The following is a 19,244-nucleotide window of genomic DNA, read 5'->3' as shown; positions in this document are numbered from 1 at the left end:
GATAGTTTTTGAGTTTGATCTTGCCGCTTCTTCATATTCACAACGGCTTTCCCCTGAGTAAGGTGACAGGGCTATAACCGATATGGTCATCGAAGCTTTAATAAATTTTTCTCCTGCTAGAAGAAAGATATCCAAGCTCTTCCCGGTATTTGGCCACCGTTCTGCGTGACAACTCCAGCCCTTCCTTTGCCAGCAGTTCTGTGATTGCCTGATCCGAAAACGGTTTTTGCTTCTCTTCGTCGTCGATGATCTGCTTAATACGCATTTTTGCGCTCTCCGATGAAGTGGCATCTCCGTTTTTCGACACTAGGGCAGAGGTGAAAAAATATTTGAGCTCGAACAATCCACGGGGCGTCTGTATGTATTTATTACCGACCGCCCGGCTGATCGTGGATTCGTGCAAGCCGGTTATTTCAGCAATTTCCTTTTGGGTCATCGGTTTGAGGTAATGAACGCCATGCTCGAAAAATTCCCACTGTCTATCAACAATGGCTTGGGCTACACGCATCAGGGTCAGGCGGCGTTGCTCAAGGCTATGAATTAGCCATAATGCCGTATTCATCTTCTCATGAAGAAACTGCTTCTCTTCCCCCATCGTCTGCTCCCGGAGCATACGCTGGTAAAAAGGATTAATCCCGACGCGTGGTACTGTGATAGCATTAACTGTCACAAGATAGTCGTTCTTGGATTTTTCAACCGAGATATCTGCTATATGATACTGGTGTTCATATTGGGCAAATGCCGCTCCTGGGCAAGGATTCAACTTGCGTATTTGGTCGGTTATTTGCTGTACCTCGCAAATGTCGATACCCAGAGCATCCGCGATTTTTTGTATGCGGTTACATGAAAGGTTGACCATATGATGTCGCACGATCTCTTCCAGGTAAACATCAACCTTGCCAGCATACCGTAGCTGCAAAAGAAGACATTCCTCCAGGCTGCGAGCGGCGATTCCTGCCGGTTCAAAGCCTTGGATCAGAGCGAGTATATTTTCAACCTCTTCGGTGGGGACGTCAAGTATTCCAGCAACTGTACTTACATCCAACTCGAGGTAGCCTTTTTCATTTAAATTCCCAATAAGAAACATGGCAATCATCCGCTGCAATTTTGATAGCCCGCGGACCAGCCCAAGTTGCGCTTTGAGATGTCTATATAAATTATCTGCAGGGTTAGAGACAAAATCCAAAAGATCTACCGGATTATCGCTTTTTCGTGGTGAATATTCTTCCTCTTTACTCATTCTTTCGATGGACATGTCGATCTCTGTCAATTCAATAATTGGATTTTCATTCGCTTGCTCATGAAGATAGGACATTAGATCGGCTGAAGAATATTGAAGGATCGTGATGGCTTGTCGTAATTCAGGAGTCATAACCAGCCTGAATGCTTGCTCTTGCTGTAATCCGTATCGTATCATTTTATCTCATCTCCTTGCTGGGCAACAACATAGCCTTTAATATGATTTCAATACCAATTTATTCTTGAAGCTTATGCAATTATACTGCCAACCTCTGATCTTGGAAAATAAGTGAATTGAGTGGGTTGAGTATGAACTTTGGATAGATCTAATGAAAGGTATCACATTACTGATTATCTTGTCAGTTGCTTTTTTTGTAGAGGATTACTTCTTTTTTTATATACTAATTAAATGAGAACTCGTCAGGCTGGGGGAATACTGTGAAACGAATTGATGAGATTTTAGAGTATATTGCCAAAGGCACAAAGAAACTATCGATAGAGGCTTTGCTGGATGGCGATGGAATTACGGCTGCGGAAATAGCCGATCGTCAGAATATGCTGAGAAATAATGTAAGCAAGGAGCTTAATAGCCTACTTCGCGCTGACTTGATTATTAAAATCAAGGGAAGACCCGTCAAGTTTTTGCACAAGCAGGTAATCGAGGAGATTTTTACGGTTCAGCTTAAAGAGAGACAAATCCAAGTAAACAGCATTAATGAAATATTGCTGCCTGGAGAGCAAGTCGATCCGTTTCACGCCTTAATCGGTTTCATGGGCAGTATGAGAAATCAGGTTGAGCAGGGAAAAGCGGCAATATTATACCCGCCGAAGGGCCTGCATACGTTGATTGTGGGGCAGACTGGCGTAGGAAAAACGATGTTTGCCAGATTAATGTATAATTATGGAAAATATATGAAGCGGTTTTCGGAGCAAGCACCATTTATCGTATTTAACTGCGCCGATTATTACAATAACCCTCAACTGCTACTTTCCCATATTTTTGGACATGTGAAAGGGGCGTTTACCGGGGCCGATCGGGAAAAAGAGGGACTGGTCGAGAAAGCGGATGGAGGCATCCTGTTTTTGGATGAGATTCACCGGTTGCCTCCAGAAGGCCAAGAAATGATTTTTTATTTCATGGACACGAACAGTTACAACAAATTGGGCGAGTCGGAGCGTAAGCGGGATGCGAATGTGCTGCTCATCGGCGCTACGACAGAAGATCCCAGTTCTTCCATGCTTAAAACCTTTATCAGACGGATACCGATTACGATCAACATTCCTTCCCTGCAAGAACGAGCAGTTGAAGAACGGTTTTTGATCCTGAAGCATCTCTTCGCAAACGAGGCCCATCGTGTTAACAAGCCCATTAGGGTTGAATTGGAAACTGTAAAAGCACTGATTGGCAGCGTAACCTATGGCAATATCGGCCAGTTGAAATCGAACATTCAGCTTGTGTGTGCCAAAGGATTTTTGAACAGCATACATGAAAATAAGGAAGAAATTGAACTTGATTTTAAAATTTTGCCCGGAAATATCAAGGAAGGTCTATTTAATATGGGGAAAAACCGCAAGGAGATTGCCGAAATGGAAATGGTCAACTCCTCGCTGTATATCACTCCTGAAGGCAGCAAAGGAATGGATGAAGCAGACGCTTCTGAACTGCCGTTCAACCTGTACAAATTGATTGAAGACAAAATAGGGATGTTGAAGGAAGAAGGACTTGACGACAGCTTTATCAATAAGTTTATTACTACAGATGTCAATATTCATATCAAAAGCTTCTATAACCGATTTTATAACATCAAAGGGGGACGGGAACGGATCCTTAAAATCGTGGGCAGAAATATCCTGGAGTTCGCTGAACAGGTGCAGGAGATGGCTCAAAAAGAACTGAACAGAAAGTACAGTGACAGGTTTGTTTATGCCTTCAGCCTTCATTTGAGTGCCTTTTTAAAGCGAATCCGAGAGAAGAAATACATCAGCAAACAAATCTATGATCCGATGAATGATCAGGATGAAGAATACAGACTGGCACTGATTATCAAGGATTTGATCGAGTCCAAGTTCGAAGTCAGCGTACCCGATGCCGAGACTACCTATGTGGCGATTCTCCTGAAATCGGTGGAGGAGGAGCATCAAGGAAATGTAGGGATCATCGTAGCTGCACATGGCAACAGTACGGCGAGCAGTATCGTCGGCGTCGTCGATAGCCTGCTGGGAAGCTCAAATATTTGTGCAGTAGATATGCCTTTGGATGTTAGTCCCAGGGAAATTCTAGAGGTTGTTATTGATAAAGTAAAGGACATTGACAATGGCAGAGGCGTATTGCTGCTAGTTGATATGGGCTCCCTGCTCAACCTTGAAGCAACCATTATGGAACGCGTCGGGATCAAGGTGAAGACCATTGATATGGTATCAACTCCCCTTACGTTGGAGGCCGTGCGGAAGGCCAGTATTTTTGATATGAATATAGAGGAAATTTACCAATCCCTGAAGGATTTTCGTGGATATAACAATGGAAACACCGAAGTGAAAGCAGAGAAGGTTAGTAATAAGGTAATTGTGACGGTTTGTTCTTCCGGCAAAGGCGCCGCAGTCAAGCTGAAGGAGTTTGTGGAGAAGGTCGTTTACGACTTAACAGAAGAGAAAATCGTCGTTGTACCGGCAAAAGTCAGGGAATTGGATAAAACGGTGAAAGATTTACGGGCCAAGCATACGATTCTTGCAGTGATTGGAGTTAAGCGGCCAAGCGAGCTGAATGTACCGTTTATTCCTTTGGAAAAACTGATCGAGGCAAGCGGTGAGCATGCATTAAGAGAACTGTTGCTGAACAATCAACTGCCTGTTATGCATGCTAACGAAAGCGTAGTTGTTAGAGAGCTATGTGAGAATACGCTAAAGGAGTTTATGACTTATTTGAATCCCCACAAAATTTTGGGGATCTTGATGAAATTTATCGAACAGCTGGAACAGGAACTGGAAGTCGATTTTCATTATGCAAAGAAAGTTCAACTTGCCGTTCATACGGCTCATGCCATGGAACGAATGGTCATTGGAGAAGGGTTAGTATATCAGGGGGATGTACCCTTGCTTGATCAACGAACTCTCGATGCGGTGAACCGTTCCTGCAATATATTTGCTTCCAGTATGAACATGAAGCTGACCAATGATGAAAAATATTATATTTGTGAAATCTTAAGCGAAGTATATAACTGTATTCCCGAGTAATGGCGTAAGTGTATAAAACGCTTTCAGATGTGTATCAATAATGCGGATGTTGAAAATAAGCAGGTAGCGAGGAAAGACCAAATCCCCGGAACAGCCGAGGGATTTGGTCTTTTCTTTGATGATTGAATTAATCATACAGAATGTTGGCACGAGACTTGCATATAAGTATAGGCGAAGGATGTAAGGAGGGGGTGAAGCAAATGATAGGTGTTATTGTTGGCACACATGGAAAACTTTCCAAAGAGATCCTAAGATCCACGGAAATGATTTTCGGACATCTGGAAAATGTGGTGGGCGTGACGTTTGAGCCTGGTGAAAGCGTTAACGGACTTGTTGAGAAGTACAAAGCGGCATTGGAAACGATTGATTGGACGGATGGACTTATCTTTCTCGTCGATTTGTTTGGTGGCAGCCCCTATAATGCGGCCAGCAGGATTGTGGCCGGCTATGAAAAAATGGACATTGTAACAGGGGTAAACCTGCCAATGATCGTAGACCTGCTGACAAATAGAGGGCTGGAGGAAGTGGAGAATCTGAGTGATCTGGCCATCCGTGCGGGTCAGGATTCGATGAAGTCTTTTCGTGTCATCCGGGACATACAAACAGAGGAGGAATTATAGGTATGGAAATTTCATTTGTTCGTATTGATGATCGTCTGATCCATGGTCAGGTGGCTACTGTGTGGGTGAAAGAAACGAAGTGTAACAAAATCATCGCGGTCAGCGATGAGGTCGCTGCGGATACGCTGCGCAAAACCTTATTATTACAGGTGGCGCCGCCGGGAATTAAGGCTTATGTCGTCACGATTGCAAAAGCGATTGAAGCTTACAACAACCCTAAATATAACGATTTTAAGACCTTATTCCTGTTTACCAATCCGACTGATGTACTGCGGGTCGTAGAAGGCGGGGTACCGTTTACATCTGTAAATGTAGGTGGAATGTGCTTTAAAGAAGGCAAGACACAGATTACCGGAGCGGTGTCCGTAGATAAGCAGGATGTAGAGGCATTTCATAAACTGCACGAAAAGGGGATTGAACTGGAAATTAGAAAAGTGGCCAGTGATCCTAAAATCAATTTGATTAACAAGCTCCAGAATGTCCAGTTTTAACTGCAGGTTGGCACAAGAGCAGGTTGGCATAAGAGAGGGGTTTAAACATGAGTGTTTTTGAAATCGTAATGGTAACGCTGGTTGCAGCCATTTGCGGAATGGGCAGCGTTTTGGATGAAGGACAGACTCATCGGCCTCTGGTTGCGTGTACACTGATCGGTCTAGTCCTGGGAGATCTCAAAACTGGTATTATTCTAGGCGGTACGCTGGAATTGATGGCATTGGGCTGGATGAATGTCGGGGCGTCAATGGCTCCGGATTCCGCTTTGGCCAGTGTAATCTCAACTATATTGGTTATTGTTGGACATCAGTCGATCGGCGCCGGAATTGCTGTTGCGATTCCGATTGCAGCTGCTGGGCAAGTGTTGACGATTTTTGTTAGAACGATTACCGTGTTCTTTCAGCACTTGGCAGATAAATATGCCGAATCTTCAAATTTCAGAGGAATTGAACTATGCCACTTCATCGCCCTCCTTCTTCAGGGATTGCGCGTCGCTCTGCCTGCCGTTTTGGTGGCTATTGCAGCAGAAACCGGTCTGGTTACGGCTTTGCTTGATTCGATCCCAGAGGTCATTACAAAAGGGTTGCAAATAGCAGGAGGATTCATCGTCGTTGTAGGGTATGCCATGGTTATCAACATGATGGCAGCCAAATACCTGATGCCTTTCTTTTTCTTGGGCTTTGTCATTGCGGCATTTACGAGCATCAATCTGGTTGGCTTTGGGGTCATAGGAGCGGTTCTGGCTTTGCTGTATATCCAGCTCAGTCCTAAATATAGTCAGCGAAAAGATCAAATAGGTGAAATTGAAGAGCTCTAAAGAATACCTAATGAAAGAGTGGGGTACTATGGAAGAAAAAAAATTGACAAAAAGCGATCTAAACAAAATGTTTTTCCGTTCATGGTTCCTGCTGGGCTCGTTTAACTTTGAGCGTATGCAGTCGATTGGTTTTTGTGTCACCTTGATTCCGGCAATCAAGCGGCTATACAGCAAGAAAGAAGACCAAAAAGAAGCATTAAAGCGGCATCTGGAGTTTTTCAATACTCAACCGTTTATCTCAGCACCGATTATGGGTGTAACGGCGGCTATGGAGGAGCAGAAAGCAAATGGCCAGCCTATTGACAATGCTACCATAAGTGGAGTGAAAATCGGCTTGATGGGGCCTTTAGCCGGAGTAGGGGACCCTATTTACTGGGGAACGTTACGCCCGGTTCTGGCTGCGTTGGGAGCTTCCATTGCTTTGTCCGGAAGCATCATCGGGCCTGTCCTTTTCTTCTTGCTCTTTAACGTTCTTCGCCTGGCAACCAAGTGGTACGGGCTGAAATACGGCTACCAAAAAGGGACGGAGATTGTGTCCGACATGTCCGGAAACCGGTTGCAAAAGCTTACGGAATCGGCCTCCATCCTGGGACTTTTTGTCATGGGCGCACTCGTATCCAAATGGACTACCCTGAATGTGCCGCTTGAAGTATCCAGATATACCCGTTCGGATGGAGTAGAGGTGGTTACGACGATACAGATGATTCTGGATCAATTGATACCTGGTCTGTTACCTCTCTTGCTGACTTTTTTGTGTATGAGACTGCTCAAAAAGAAAGTGAATGCTATAGCTCTGATTTTTGCTTTATTCGCAATAGGAATTATTGGATACGCTCTGGGTGTATTGGCTTAAGCCGATTTTTAAAGTGATCCGGTCAAGTAGCCATCCTTGACCGGAAATCTGCTTTTTGAGTATGTAAGCGCTTTACTTTCATTCCTCTGTAGTACCTCACCTTCGCCATTACCCGTTACCAATTATGCTTTTCGAGTGCAAAGCAACCTGAGTTTGGGAGCCGCATATCGAATGGACCTAACAGTGAATCCGCGTACGTTGTATGGAATGACGCCAGAAATGGATGCACTACCTTTACAAACCGGCGTCTGACAACGACTTCTTTTAAACCAAATGGAATTTCCCCGGTACCTACTGTACTCATCGGGAATTACAGATCATAACCAACCCGTTATACAAAAATCATTCCGAAATGTTATTTGAATTTGCAGGCTCCAATTTAATCCTGATGGATAGTGGGCCGAATAAAGTGATCCGACAAGTATGGCCAGCATGGTCCGAGTGAAACATTTCGAGTTCCCGAAGCCCTTGCATTTTGCCAGTCTTCCTTATTTATATTATGAAAAGATGGAGTTCACCGACTAATTGTCGAATAACCTCAGAATTTGATGTATTATGGATTAAACAAGTTTTCAGGAACCAGGGAGGGTCATAGTTTGTCTACACCGAGAAGAGCCGAACATCGTCAAAGTAAAAAGCTAAGTCTCATATCGTTGCTTACGGGCTTGGTGACGCTGGTGGTTCTGCTAACCTCAAGCATTCTTCTGGTTGGTTCTTATGAGTCCCAAAAGAATTCATTGATGGAGACGACGCTCCATCTGAATTACTCCAACGCTGATCGCATTTCCAAGACGATGGATTCTTTATTTCGATCCATGCGCGGCAGCTTGGAATACAGTGCCGATAAACTTTCCGATGTTGATGCCATGACTTCGAAGCAAGTGTACGATTATTTAGATCTGATGCGCAAGAGCAGCAATTTCTTCAATTCCATCGCAGTGGTCGAAGCCAACGGGCTGATCTGCAATGTAGCGCCGGCTAGAGTGGGAATGGCAGGTCGGCGTATCACGTCTAAGGCCAGTCTGGAAGCTTTGGTACTCCAAAAACCGTATATTTCTTCCCCATACATGACTTCAAACACTAAGAGACTAATCGTATTTATGAGTCAACCGATTTTCAGCAGCGCCGGTAAATATCTCGGTATTTTGAGTGGCACGCTTTATCTTCAGGAGAACAATATCCTGTCTGATATTTTTGGCAACAGTAATGTGGACGATTCCGGTTCTTATTATTATATTGTGGATTCCAACGGACGCCTGCTGTATCACCCGGACAAGCAGCTCCTCGGGAAGGATGTCAGCAGCAACAAGGTAGTGCAGAAGTTGATGAAGGGGGAAAGCGGGGAACAGCAAGTTCGCAACATCAGTGGCGTCGAGATGCTTGCCGGATACTCCAGTGTCCCGGCCAACGGATGGGGAATTGTGGTCGTTTCGCCGATTGGTCTAATCCATGATCAACTGATGGACCACATTCGGACAATTCTGTGGTATTCGTTGTTTCCGTTCATCATATTGCTGATGGGCGTCATACTCGTAGCATTCAGGTTGGCCCGGCCTTTTGTCTATCTAGCAAATCTGGTGAGCAAGATAGGCAAGGAAAAGATTGTAATGCCGGAAGCGAAGCCGCATTGGAGCCAGGAGGCCGATTTGCTCACCAAGGCCGTAATGCTTGCCATGTTGAATATTCAGAAGCAGACGGATCAATTGACCCAGGAAGCTGTGACGGATGTTCTGACCGGATTAATGAACCGAAGATCGCTTGAATATACGATGAGTCAATGGATGGCCTCTGGTCTGCCGTTTTCGCTCATTATGCTGGATGTAGACAAATTTAAATTCGTAAACGACACCTACGGCCATCTCATCGGTGACGAAGTTTTGAAACATGTTGCCGAAGTTATAGTTACCTCGCTTCGCCCGGATGATGTCTGCTATCGCTACGGCGGCGAAGAGTTCGTCATTCTGCTGAATCGGCCTGAGGAAGCCTTCAACGTAGCGGAAAGAGTCCGTCGGGCTTTGGAACAAAGCAGGGCTCCCATTCCGACACGAGTTACGGTCTCTCTGGGCATCGCCCATTATCCTTTGCATGCGTCAGAGCGGGAGGAGCTGATAGAGAAGGCGGATCAGGCATTGTACCTGGCCAAGAGCAGAGGAAGAAACAGAACGATAGTCTCTGAGGGTTAAAGTAACTCCTCAAAATGCTTACAACCAGCAAATTTGCGTGGAATGGACTATAATCTATTTCTGACCTCTCAGCTGCCGCCTCTTCTTGTTATAATTTTATTGATAATAAATTAATTGGTTGGTGGACCAACCAATTATCATGGGTCAACCCTTCAGATTATTTCGGTATTCCAAAGGAGAGCAGCCCACTATTTTTTTGAACAGTCTGGAGAAGTAATAAGGGTATCGTCCGCCTCATAAGCATGCGGCATGTTCCTGGGAATGTACGCGAAGCTTCGCTCCGTCATGCAAATGGTTATGTTATCCTCCGTTCGTACCCAACCTTTTCCGATGGCACAGTAAATGAATATATGAGAGTCACAGCTGCGAGTTCTTCCGCGAAAATGATGGCGGGCATGGCTAAAGCAGCCTATATCCGTAATATATAGATTACTTATAAGCGGATTCAATTTTAATTTATTCAACATATAGGGTGGAAGGACATATAACTTTTCACCCTCAAATCCATCAGCTTTCTTATTCATAATCTATCCATCTCCTAGCCTTAGGCGGCTCTAATGATGAAATACGTATATAATCCATTCATGTACCTACTTTATGTAGCAAAACCTAACGTTCTACTTGGCTGATTATCTTGAAAAATGTGAGTCCAATGGGACAACTCATACCTAAGCTTCACCAAGATATTAAATTATAGTATGATACTCTTGTGAAAACTTTTACCAGAATGGATAGGGGCAAGCTGATGAGAAAACCAATCATTGCAGTCGATATGGACGATACCATCTGTCATCTCGTCAAACGAGCCATATACCATAACAATAGTGAATTCCCCACTCATCCGCTTCGTTATGAAGAAATGTTAGATTGGAACACCGATCATCTACGTCATCCGGAAAGCACGCTTGATGTATTTTATGGGCGACCGGGTTTGTTTGAGGAGCTTGAACTGTTTGACGAGTATGTTGTAGAAGAAATGGAGAAACTTTGCAATGCTTTTGATGTCATTATTGTGACAGCGGCAGAACCCAAGACCGTCGTGGAGAAATGGAACTGGCTTCAAAGGCATATGCCATTCATTCCGATCGAGAACTTTTTCCCATGTAAACGAAAGAACCTGATTAACTATGATCTCCTGATTGATGATGGTCCTCATAATTTAGTGCCTGCGCTAGAGGAGGGGAAAAAGGTGCTTTGTATTCCTCATCCATGGAATCTGAGAGCAAGAGAGCAATATGGGTTCCCGGTCATGACATCTTGGCAAGGAGCAAAAGAACGAATCGACTCCATTTTAGGAGTTCTGAAATAAATAATAGATACATTCGTACAATAGCTGGCCCCCTTGGAGCTGGCTGTTTTGCTAGAAATGATAGCACTCATGCTTAAAATAAAATGGTATAATTTATTACATTTTCCATGAGGAGGGATACGTGTATGACCATAACTATGGGTCAGATTGTGAAGCATCTGACAAAGGGAATAAGTACACCCAACACCACCGTAGATCTGCTGGAACCAGGATATATAGATACTGAGGTACAAGGAATTGTAACCGCTTTCTGTGCTTCGCAGTATGTGATAGAACAAGCTATTTCTCTAGGTGCGAATTTTATCATTACGCATGAAGGTATCTTTTATAGTCATCGGGGGATGCAGGAATGTTTACTACATGATCCTGTTTTTTTGCAAAAATCTCGCCTAATTGCCGGTGCAGGTATAGGCATTTATCGGTTTCATGACACCATACATCGTTATCAACCGGATGGAGTGATGGTTGGGCTTCTTCAGGTTCTTGGCTGGCACAACTACATTGTGAAACAGCAGCCGACGGCCGCCATTTTGACTATTCCGACTATGGAAGTTAAGGAGATCGCTGAATATATCAAAGCCAAACTACATATTCGTTATGTACGGGTGGCTGGCGAGGCTTCCTTGCCATGTGAACGAGTGGGAATCTTAGTAGGATACAGGGGAGGTGGTGAACTAGCCATTCCATTATTTCAAAATGAAAATGTGGATTTGATCATTGCTGGTGAAGGACCAGAATGGGAAACGCCAGAATATGTGAAAGACGCTGTCTATCAAGGCCAAAGTAAAGCACTTATCATGCTCGGACATGCGGAAAGTGAAGCGCCTGGGATGAAGTATCTCGCCGATGTACTCTCTGTCCAATTTCCGATGCTTCCCGTACACTTTGTTAAAGATCGACCAGTGTTTCAAATATTGTAATGAGAACACGCCTTTTGTGATGGTCATCCCGCACTGTTGTTATATCCGTTCATCCACTTTATGAAATGGAGGCAAGATGATGGGAAGCAGAGTGATTATGCCGTTCAAAACAGACTGGAAATTTATAGAGGGAAATTACGCGGGTGCTGAGAAAATGGACTACAACGATGAGCATTGGCGGCTCCTTCAAGTCCCTCATGATTGGAGCATTGAAAAGTCCTTTGATCCACATATGCTGTATGGTGGCAATCAAGCTTATTTGCCGAGATGGTCTGTCGGATGGTACAGAAAGCATTTTAAGGTGAAGCCCTCCTCTCCAAAACAGCGCGTATACATACAATTTGATGGCATTCACAGTAACAGTGAGGTTTGGGTCAATGGGCATTATGTGGGCAAGCGGCCCTATGGATATGTTAGCTTTCAATATGATTTGGCTCCATATATTCGGTGGGAAGAGGAGAATGTGATTGCTGTCAAAGTGGACAATACGATTCTTCCGCCTGACAGATGGTATTCGGGGTCCGGTATTTATCGTAATGTCTGGCTGATTTGTACGGATTATATTCACATAACCGAATGGGGGACTTACATCACCACACCTGAAATTTCGCCAGATGAAGCCAAGGTGAGTGCCAGAATACAGGTTACTAATCATCATGAGCATGCCGTAGAGTGTAATATGGTGACTGAAATTCTGGACTCACAGGGACAAGTAAAAGGAAAAATTGAAAACCGAGTGACTCTTTCGGGCTTCGAGACGGGCGAAATGGAGCAAAAAACGCGTGTTTTAGAACCGGAATTATGGTCACCGGACAACCCGGTGCTTTATGAAGCCCAAACGACTATCTATTGTGAAAATAAAGAGGTGGATCGTTATCGAACCCTTTTTGGCATAAGAGAGGTGATCCTTGATGCCCAAAAAGGGTTATTTCTGAATGGAAGTAGCCTGAAGTTGAAGGGAGTTTGCATTCACCATGATTTAGGCTGTCTAGGGGCAGCTTACCATGATACGGCAATGAAGAGAAGGCTGCAGAAGCTGAAGGAAATGGGCTGTAACTCGATTCGTTTTGCTCATAATCCTATGGCGCCCGAATTATTGGATCTTTGTGATCAGATGTGGTTCTTGGTGATTGATGAAGCTTTTGACAAATGGAAATCTCTTTCTTATGAGCATTTATATGATGAATGGTGGGAAAAGGACCTGGAAGCGATGCTCATAAGAGACAGGAACCATCCCAGTGTTTTTATGTGGAGTGTTGGGAATGAAGTGGAGAACCAGGGTCAGCCGTCCATGCTCAGGATGTTGGAGCAACTCGTTGCCTTTTGCCATAAAAAAGACCCAACCCGGCCTGTTACATGTGCGCTTGAGCCGCATAATACACCGATAAGCTTGCGTGAAGGTTTGATTCAAGCCAAGGTAGAGCATACCAAAATGCTGGCACAACGAGTGGATGTTCTGGGGTTGAACTATCAGGAGCAGTGGTATGAGCACTATAGGGGGGCCATGCCAGATACTCTTATCCTTGGAACGGAGACTTTTCCATACTACCGTGGTAAAGATAATCGGGTTAAAGGTTATTTGCCCATGAATCCCTGGTTTGATGTCGCTAATCACGATTATGTGATTGGTCAATTTGTTTGGAGTGGAATTGACTATCTGGGAGAAACAAGTTATCCCTCCAAAGGGTGGTCCTCGGGCCTGATCGATACTTGCGGGTTCCGCAAACCTGTGTCCTATCTCCAACAAAGTTTATGGTCAGACCAGCCTGTTGTGCACATAGCCGTATTTCACGAACATATGAAGCCGGAATACAATCCGTCATGGACGATGCACTGGAAATCCCCGGCCATGGAAGATCATTGGACATTTCCTGAATACGGTGGAAAATTGATACGATTGGTTACCTTCACCAATTGTGAGAGCGTGGAATTGATCGTGAACGATGAATCATACGGTGTGAGGAAGCTGACCGATTACCCTGATCATTTAATCATATGGGAGCTTCCCTATGCACCTGGCAAAATCCGGGCTATTGGCAGCAATGGAAATCAAAAAGTTTGTGAGCATGAATTAATCTCTGCCGGGCTTCCTTATGCTCTAAAGTTGGAGGCTGATCGGACGGTTCTACCAGCCGATGGGCATGAGATATCCCATGTGGAAGTAACCGTCACAGACCAAGATGGAATAATTGTACCTAATCAGGAATTTGATTTAACCTTTAAACTACATGGAGATGGTCGTATCCTTGGAATAGACAACGGCGACCTCACCAGTGATGAACCCTTCAAGGGGAACCAGAGACGAACACACAGAGGAAGGTGTCTCGTTATTGTGCAATCCGGGCATCTGGCAGGTGAGCTGTTGCTTCAAGCTTCAGCAGATGGAGGGTTGCAGGGAGAAACCAGACTAAATATTGAGCATGAATACAAATGACAATTCAAGGTTGAGGAAGCGGTCGATCTGACACGTGAATCGGATGTAGCCGTATGGGTACGGCAGCAGTGCCGCCAGTTCGGCGTAGCCTTACGGATACGGTAACGTCCGAGCTTTTGATCGAGCGTTCATGATAGGCCAGTACGAGATGATGGAAGGTGCACGTTTTTTCACTCGTCTTTGTCCTTTGAAAAACAGTCGAGTTTCAAATTGAAAATGTTGTGTAACTCACAATATTTTCGGAAATAATTATGATAACTCCTTTATGGTGAGCTAGCTTTTTGAAAAACGCATTGTGAAAGGTCCTTGCTTTTTTTTGATGTTGAGATTTGTTAGTATAAACTTAAATAAAAACATCCTCTTTTTGTTTTGAATTAACAAATAATTCAGACAAATAAGAGGATGTTAACATAGATTTTTTGAGCTTTTCAAGCTCATAATTTACATATGGGAATGAGAATCCGGATAAAAAAGTGTGACGTTTTAAGATCCTGTTTTTAAGAACATGAGGATTATCTCACTAATTTCTATGGCATGTGTTTCAAGAGCAAAATGCCCAGTGTCAAGTAAATGCACTTCTGCGGAAGGAATGTCACGCTTATACGCTTGGGCTCCAGCAGGGAGAAAGGCGGGATCATTTTTGCCCCATACGGCTAAAAAAGGAGGTTGATACTTACGAAAATAGGCCTGAAAGTCAGGATAACGATCCACATTTGTTCTATAATCAAGGATCAAATCGAGTTGGATTTCTTCAGCCTCCGGGCGCGACATATAAGCAATATCCAGCGAGTATCCGTCTGGAGAAACGAGGCTGGCATCAGATCCATGAAGATACTGAAAATTGCGGATGGTTTCGGGAGTCAAGGAATCACGGCATTTTTCACGATTTTCAGATGTTGGAGAATGCCAATAAGTCTCCCAGGATCCCCATGTGTCACTAAATCCTTCGGTATAAGCGTTGCCATTCTGACTAATAATTGCTTGAACTCGTTCCGGGTGAGCTACTGCCAAACGATAACCAACAGGTGCACCGTAATCAAACACATAAAGTACATACTGTTTAAGAGCTAATGCTTCGGTAAACCCTTCAATAACTTGGAACAGGCTGTCAAATGTAAAATTAAATTGACTGCGCGGCGGGGTTACTGTTTGACCAAATCCGGCGAGATCAGGGGCAATGACACGATAGTGTTCAGCCAATTGGGGGATTAGGTTGCGAAACATATGACTTGAGGTTGGAAACCCGTGTAAAAGTAAAATAACTTGACCATCCTTAGGGCCAGCTTCACGATAAAAAACTTCGACATCCCCAACCTTTTGCTGATGATAACAAATCCTCATTTTCTTCATCCCTCTCTAGATTTTTTAATTAAGAGGCCAATATCATTTTCTTTCAATCTCCATCTCCTCAAGAACCAACATATTTATGTCTCCATGATGTGATGGTGTTACAACAATTGGCTTCGAAGTATGGTCATTGTATAATGAAAGTATATATTTGACTAATGAATAAATTAAATGTCTACTATTGCAAATTGAAATATAAAGGATGATCGATGTGATTGATTCATTGGAAGGTCGTTTTTTTCAAGCCTTTATTGCCTTGCTTGAAGAAAAAAGTTTCAGTCGTGCCGCGGATCGATTAGGCTATGTGCAGTCCACAGTAACAACTCATATTCAACAGTTGGAGAAAATCTGTGGACAAAAATTGTTCCATCGGTTTCCACGAGGGGTAGAACTTACGGAAGCGGGGAAGATATTTTCCAAATATGCTTATCAGTATATTCACTTGAGTCAATCCATTAAAGAAAGTATGAGTGAATTGGATCAGCAATGTGGAACAATACATATCAGAACACAGGAATCTTTTTTTCTTACACGAATGCTTCCCTTTATGCAGGAATATATGAAAAACTTTCCACGCGTGAATCTGCGTATAGAAGAGGGAACGCATCAAGACATCCTAAATGGTGTGCTGGATTATGCGCTGGATTTTGGAATTGTCCCTCAAAATCCTAAGCGCCATGATATTCTCTTTTATCCAATCTTGGAGGAAACCATCGTTTTTGCTGCATCTGAGAATATAGCTCGGCAAGTGGAAAGCTCGGGAGTCCAGATTCTGAATGACGAGCTTTTTATCAGTAGCGGCACATCTTGTTTGTACCATACGACTGCCATAGATGTTTTAAAAAATGCCGGGATTCTGGTTAAAGATGCGTTAGAGCTATCCAGTCTTGAGATGATTAAACAAATTGTAAGTTGTGGGAAAGGTTTCGCTTTGCTTCCTGAAATAGCTATTCACAACGAACTAAAAACAGGCAGACTAGAGCATCTTCCTTTTAGTTCGAAAATGAGCTTTTCGCATGGTCTAATTGTTCATAAAAATCGTGAGCTTAGTTTTACCGCAAAAAGTTTTCAAACGGAACTCCTGCATTATTTTAATAGGTATTTGAGTTAGTGCGAGTTTGTCTACACTTCTCGCTGAAACCTTCACATACGTAATTCCAATATGAACCTACTCTAACGTAAGTCAGAACACTTACGACGACAGATAATGCCTGCTCTTCCTATGAGCATTTATACGATGAATGGTGGGAAAAGGATCTGGAAGCGATGCTCAATTGGCTCCGTTAACTATAGTTTTACCCCAATCAGTCAGACTGCCATTATGTGCTGTTACAAGATCAAGATAGGAAAGGCCGGAATGTTACATACCAGGACCAGGCTAACCAGCCTATACCTTTGGATTGGCCGTATCTCATGATTACTGTCTCACGATTTCCATTTTAATGGTTTTGGGAGTTTACACAATATATTATACAGGCTCATCAAGGGAGGACTTCATTCAGCAGATGAACCTAAATCCGTAATGGATAACTTGACATCGAAAGTTACAGGTATTTTACTGAACTTATAATCCCAATCATCCTTTACTTTTTTCCACACTTGAGGCTGCTCAATATTTAAACGTTCGCCAAAACTGGCGACATCGACTTTATATTCTGATTGTAATTTGTGCATAAGAGACTTAATCCTTCTAGTCACTTCTTTTTCAAAATCTTTCTCAGCCTCTTTCATGTTTCGTGTCTCAGTCGGGTCCGCTTTCTCATCCCAGTTTTCGATTAAACGTCCTTTGGATTCAATTTTTACGTGAAACGAGATTTCGTTACCCTCGGTCACCTTAGCTGTTATTTTGCTTTTTACCGATTTGATCTCATAAGTTATAGCTTCATTCCGCTTGTCATACGTTTTGACAGCTCCGCCCTCAACATCACCTTTAATCCATGCAATGCTCTCCACGTCTTGTTGTCCCAAACTACCGATCCAGTGACCAGTTTCTCCTTTAATAACACCAGCACCCGAAAATTCTAATTCTCCCTCGGATTCAGAAATGTTTTGCAATATATAACTTTTTTTGGAGTGCATCAACCCATCCAATTCAGACAAATTGACTCCCCTCATCACCTTGCTGGTTCTGAAATGATTACGAAGCATATACAGAATATGAATGGATGGGACCTCGGACTTATATTTGGTAACTAAGGTGTCAGCTGCTCGTTCCTTACTTAAGAAAACAAAACAACTCGGACGAATATCATTATCACGAAGCACAAAATCCATCAATTGCTGCATCGTCTGTTGTTCTGCCAATTTGGTGGAAACCACCATGACCTTTAGATGGTGACCAATAATCGGGCGATCCAGGCGGAGGGATAATTGCCGGAAGATTTCAAGTAAAGAATCCCCGGTGCTAGCTATATTGATATAGTTTGGGCCTTGTCCACCGGCTTGTTTTGCCGCGTTTCCATAAGACTTTTTGGGGACGATTTGCACAGTGGCAGTTATTTTATTTTTCTTGAAGTAACGGCTTCCTTCCTTCTCCAGATCCTTTTCCAATGTGCTGGGCTCACCCTTATCCAGAGCCACTCCTGTATACAGGCTTAGTTCTTCAATTTCTCTGCTGCTCCAGCAACCGGCTTGAGTTACCAGAAGAATGAAGGCAAGCAGCAAAGATAGGATTTGTCGCCTATACATTTTGCTTCATTCCCTTCTTCCTGATTATAAAAATGATGGAAAGAAGTACGGGGACCAGAAAAAATAAAATGATTCCCATGTATCCGATGGCATCGCCTAGGCTAAACACTTCCATCATACGAACAGGAGTCATCGTGGAGATAAAGATAACCGGGATTAAGCCAAATACAGCATAACGATATTTAAGACCAAACACCTGTGAGATACCTAAGGAGGCATTGAAGAAAAAACTGCAGAAATTACAAAACATTTGCATCATCCAGATTACCAGCAGCGGAAACTCAAGACGTTCAAAAAGAAATCCGGAGATTTCAAAGCTGCGCATTAAATTAATGGTGGGCCAGGTACTTGTCACAGTTGAGTCCACCGATAACCCGCCAACTACCATAAATACTGTCAAAAAGTATAATACCCAAGGGATGCTGATTCCCACTACCATGGCCTTTACGGCTTTTTCAGGGTACTGCAAGAAAGCGACCAGTGTCATGATGACTTCACATCCAGTGAAAACAAGGACAGTCGACTTTAGCCCCTTAACTACTGGAAGAATACCGCTACTCAATACAGGACGAAGATGGTCAATTTCAAAGACCCTTAGGCTAAGGACAAAACAGAGGAGTAGAAAGAAGAGACTGATCGGGAGTACAATCTGGTATAACCGCGCAATGGGATTAATACCTCCAAAAACCAGATAACTTCCCACCCAGATGAATGGAATCACAATCGCCCATACGGGTGTCCCTTCAAGCAGATAAAACAACGTCACTTCCGCTAATACACGAATCTCAAAGCCAGCGATGATGAGAAAGTATATAATTAATAACAGACTTAGAAATCCTCCTGGAATAGTTCCGACGATTCTTCTGGAGTACTGATACACAGTGTTTCCGGGAAACTGTTGGCTTAATTTCACCATTAGCAACACCACTAATATGACAATACATCCGCCAAGCAGGACAGAGAGCCATGCATCCGGAGTCTTTACCGTTTCAGTTACACCTCTCGGCAGTGTCAAAATCCCTGCGCCCAATACCGTATTGGTCAGGAATACTGCCGCCTGTTTGGATGTGATCTTATCATCAGAACGTCTAAACACAATCATTCCTCCTTC

Annotated in this window: 15 protein-coding genes; 10 read left to right on the top strand and 5 right to left on the bottom strand. The window is 43.5% G+C overall.

Annotation, left to right across the window (positions count from 1 at the left end):
* Nucleotides 1–97: 97 nt before the first annotated feature.
* The gene (rpoN, locus tag ACQ4MX_RS11200) at nt 98–1,417 is read right to left on the bottom strand and encodes an RNA polymerase factor sigma-54 (protein ID WP_431090608.1); all 1,320 of its coding nucleotides are present in this window, start codon (nt 1,415–1,417) and stop codon (nt 98–100) included.
* Nucleotides 1,418–1,677: 260 nt separating this feature from the next.
* On the opposite strand from rpoN, the gene ACQ4MX_RS11195 reads away from it, so the two are divergent.
* From ACQ4MX_RS11195 to ACQ4MX_RS11170, 6 genes are all read left to right on the top strand, one after another.
* Nucleotides 1,678–4,470, top strand: coding sequence for a sigma-54-dependent transcriptional regulator (locus ACQ4MX_RS11195; protein ID WP_431090606.1), 2,793 nt, complete (start codon nt 1,678–1,680; stop codon nt 4,468–4,470).
* A gap of 200 nt (nt 4,471–4,670) precedes the next feature.
* Nucleotides 4,671–5,090 (top strand): PTS sugar transporter subunit IIA, encoded by a 420-nt coding sequence (locus tag ACQ4MX_RS11190; RefSeq protein WP_025682750.1) that lies wholly within the window; start codon nt 4,671–4,673, stop codon nt 5,088–5,090.
* 2 nt (nt 5,091–5,092) lie between these two features.
* Nucleotides 5,093–5,581, top strand: coding sequence for a mannose/fructose/sorbose PTS transporter subunit IIB (locus ACQ4MX_RS11185; RefSeq protein WP_025682751.1), 489 nt, complete (start codon nt 5,093–5,095; stop codon nt 5,579–5,581).
* A gap of 47 nt (nt 5,582–5,628) precedes the next feature.
* Nucleotides 5,629–6,399 carry a PTS mannose/fructose/sorbose transporter subunit IIC gene (locus ACQ4MX_RS11180; RefSeq protein WP_431090604.1) on the top strand — a complete coding sequence of 257 codons (771 nt, stop codon included), beginning with the start codon at nt 5,629–5,631 and terminating at the stop codon, nt 6,397–6,399.
* Between the two features lie 10 nt (nt 6,400–6,409).
* Nucleotides 6,410–7,252 carry a PTS mannose transporter subunit IID gene (manZ, locus tag ACQ4MX_RS11175; protein WP_269465364.1) on the top strand — a complete coding sequence of 281 codons (843 nt, stop codon included), beginning with the start codon at nt 6,410–6,412 and terminating at the stop codon, nt 7,250–7,252.
* Nucleotides 7,253–7,848: 596 nt separating this feature from the next.
* The gene (locus ACQ4MX_RS11170; protein ID WP_431090602.1) at nt 7,849–9,435 is read left to right on the top strand and encodes a sensor domain-containing diguanylate cyclase; all 1,587 of its coding nucleotides are present in this window, start codon (nt 7,849–7,851) and stop codon (nt 9,433–9,435) included.
* A 144-nt stretch (nt 9,436–9,579) separates the two neighbouring features.
* Here ACQ4MX_RS11170 and ACQ4MX_RS11165 read toward each other — a convergent pair whose 3' ends face one another.
* Complete coding sequence (locus ACQ4MX_RS11165) at nt 9,580–9,639, bottom strand: hypothetical protein (RefSeq protein ID WP_431091305.1); 60 nt, start codon at nt 9,637–9,639, stop codon at nt 9,580–9,582.
* A gap of 541 nt (nt 9,640–10,180) precedes the next feature.
* On the opposite strand from ACQ4MX_RS11165, the gene ACQ4MX_RS11160 reads away from it, so the two are divergent.
* The 3 genes from ACQ4MX_RS11160 to ACQ4MX_RS11150 all read left to right on the top strand — a co-directional run bounded on the left by ACQ4MX_RS11160 (nt 10,181) and on the right by ACQ4MX_RS11150 (nt 14,098).
* Nucleotides 10,181–10,744, top strand: a complete 564-nt coding sequence (locus ACQ4MX_RS11160; RefSeq protein WP_431090601.1) for a 5' nucleotidase, NT5C type — start codon at nt 10,181–10,183, stop codon at nt 10,742–10,744.
* Nucleotides 10,745–10,869: 125 nt separating this feature from the next.
* Nucleotides 10,870–11,664 carry a Nif3-like dinuclear metal center hexameric protein gene (locus ACQ4MX_RS11155; protein ID WP_431090600.1) on the top strand — a complete coding sequence of 265 codons (795 nt, stop codon included), beginning with the start codon at nt 10,870–10,872 and terminating at the stop codon, nt 11,662–11,664.
* Nucleotides 11,665–11,743: 79 nt separating this feature from the next.
* Entirely contained in the window at nt 11,744–14,098 is a 2,355-nt protein-coding gene (locus ACQ4MX_RS11150; protein WP_431091304.1) for a glycoside hydrolase family 2 TIM barrel-domain containing protein, read from the top strand.
* Between the two features lie 483 nt (nt 14,099–14,581).
* Here the strand turns inward: ACQ4MX_RS11150 and ACQ4MX_RS11145 are convergent, their stop codons facing one another.
* Nucleotides 14,582–15,439 carry an alpha/beta fold hydrolase gene (locus ACQ4MX_RS11145; RefSeq protein ID WP_431091303.1) on the bottom strand — a complete coding sequence of 286 codons (858 nt, stop codon included), beginning with the start codon at nt 15,437–15,439 and terminating at the stop codon, nt 14,582–14,584.
* Between the two features lie 208 nt (nt 15,440–15,647).
* Between ACQ4MX_RS11145 and ACQ4MX_RS11140 the strand changes: the two genes are divergently transcribed.
* Entirely contained in the window at nt 15,648–16,556 is a 909-nt protein-coding gene (locus ACQ4MX_RS11140; protein ID WP_431090599.1) for a LysR family transcriptional regulator, read from the top strand.
* Nucleotides 16,557–16,939: 383 nt separating this feature from the next.
* Here the strand turns inward: ACQ4MX_RS11140 and ACQ4MX_RS11135 are convergent, their stop codons facing one another.
* Nucleotides 16,940–18,133, bottom strand: a complete 1,194-nt coding sequence (locus ACQ4MX_RS11135) for a Ger(x)C family spore germination protein (RefSeq protein ID WP_431090598.1) — start codon at nt 18,131–18,133, stop codon at nt 16,940–16,942.
* Nucleotides 18,126–19,229: a GerAB/ArcD/ProY family transporter gene (locus tag ACQ4MX_RS11130; RefSeq protein WP_431090596.1), complete on the bottom strand. Its 1,104-nt coding sequence runs from the start codon at nt 19,227–19,229 to the stop codon at nt 18,126–18,128. Before ACQ4MX_RS11130 ends, ACQ4MX_RS11135 begins: the two co-directional genes overlap by 8 nt.
* Between the last annotated feature and the right edge of the window lie 15 nt (nt 19,230–19,244).

Origin of the sequence: Paenibacillus sp. 8b26, assembly GCF_050626875.1 — a bacterium.
GTDB lineage: Bacteria > Bacillota > Bacilli > Paenibacillales > Paenibacillaceae > Paenibacillus.
Note: the sequence above shows the minus strand (reverse complement) of the source record. Positions and strands in the feature narration are given on the sequence as shown.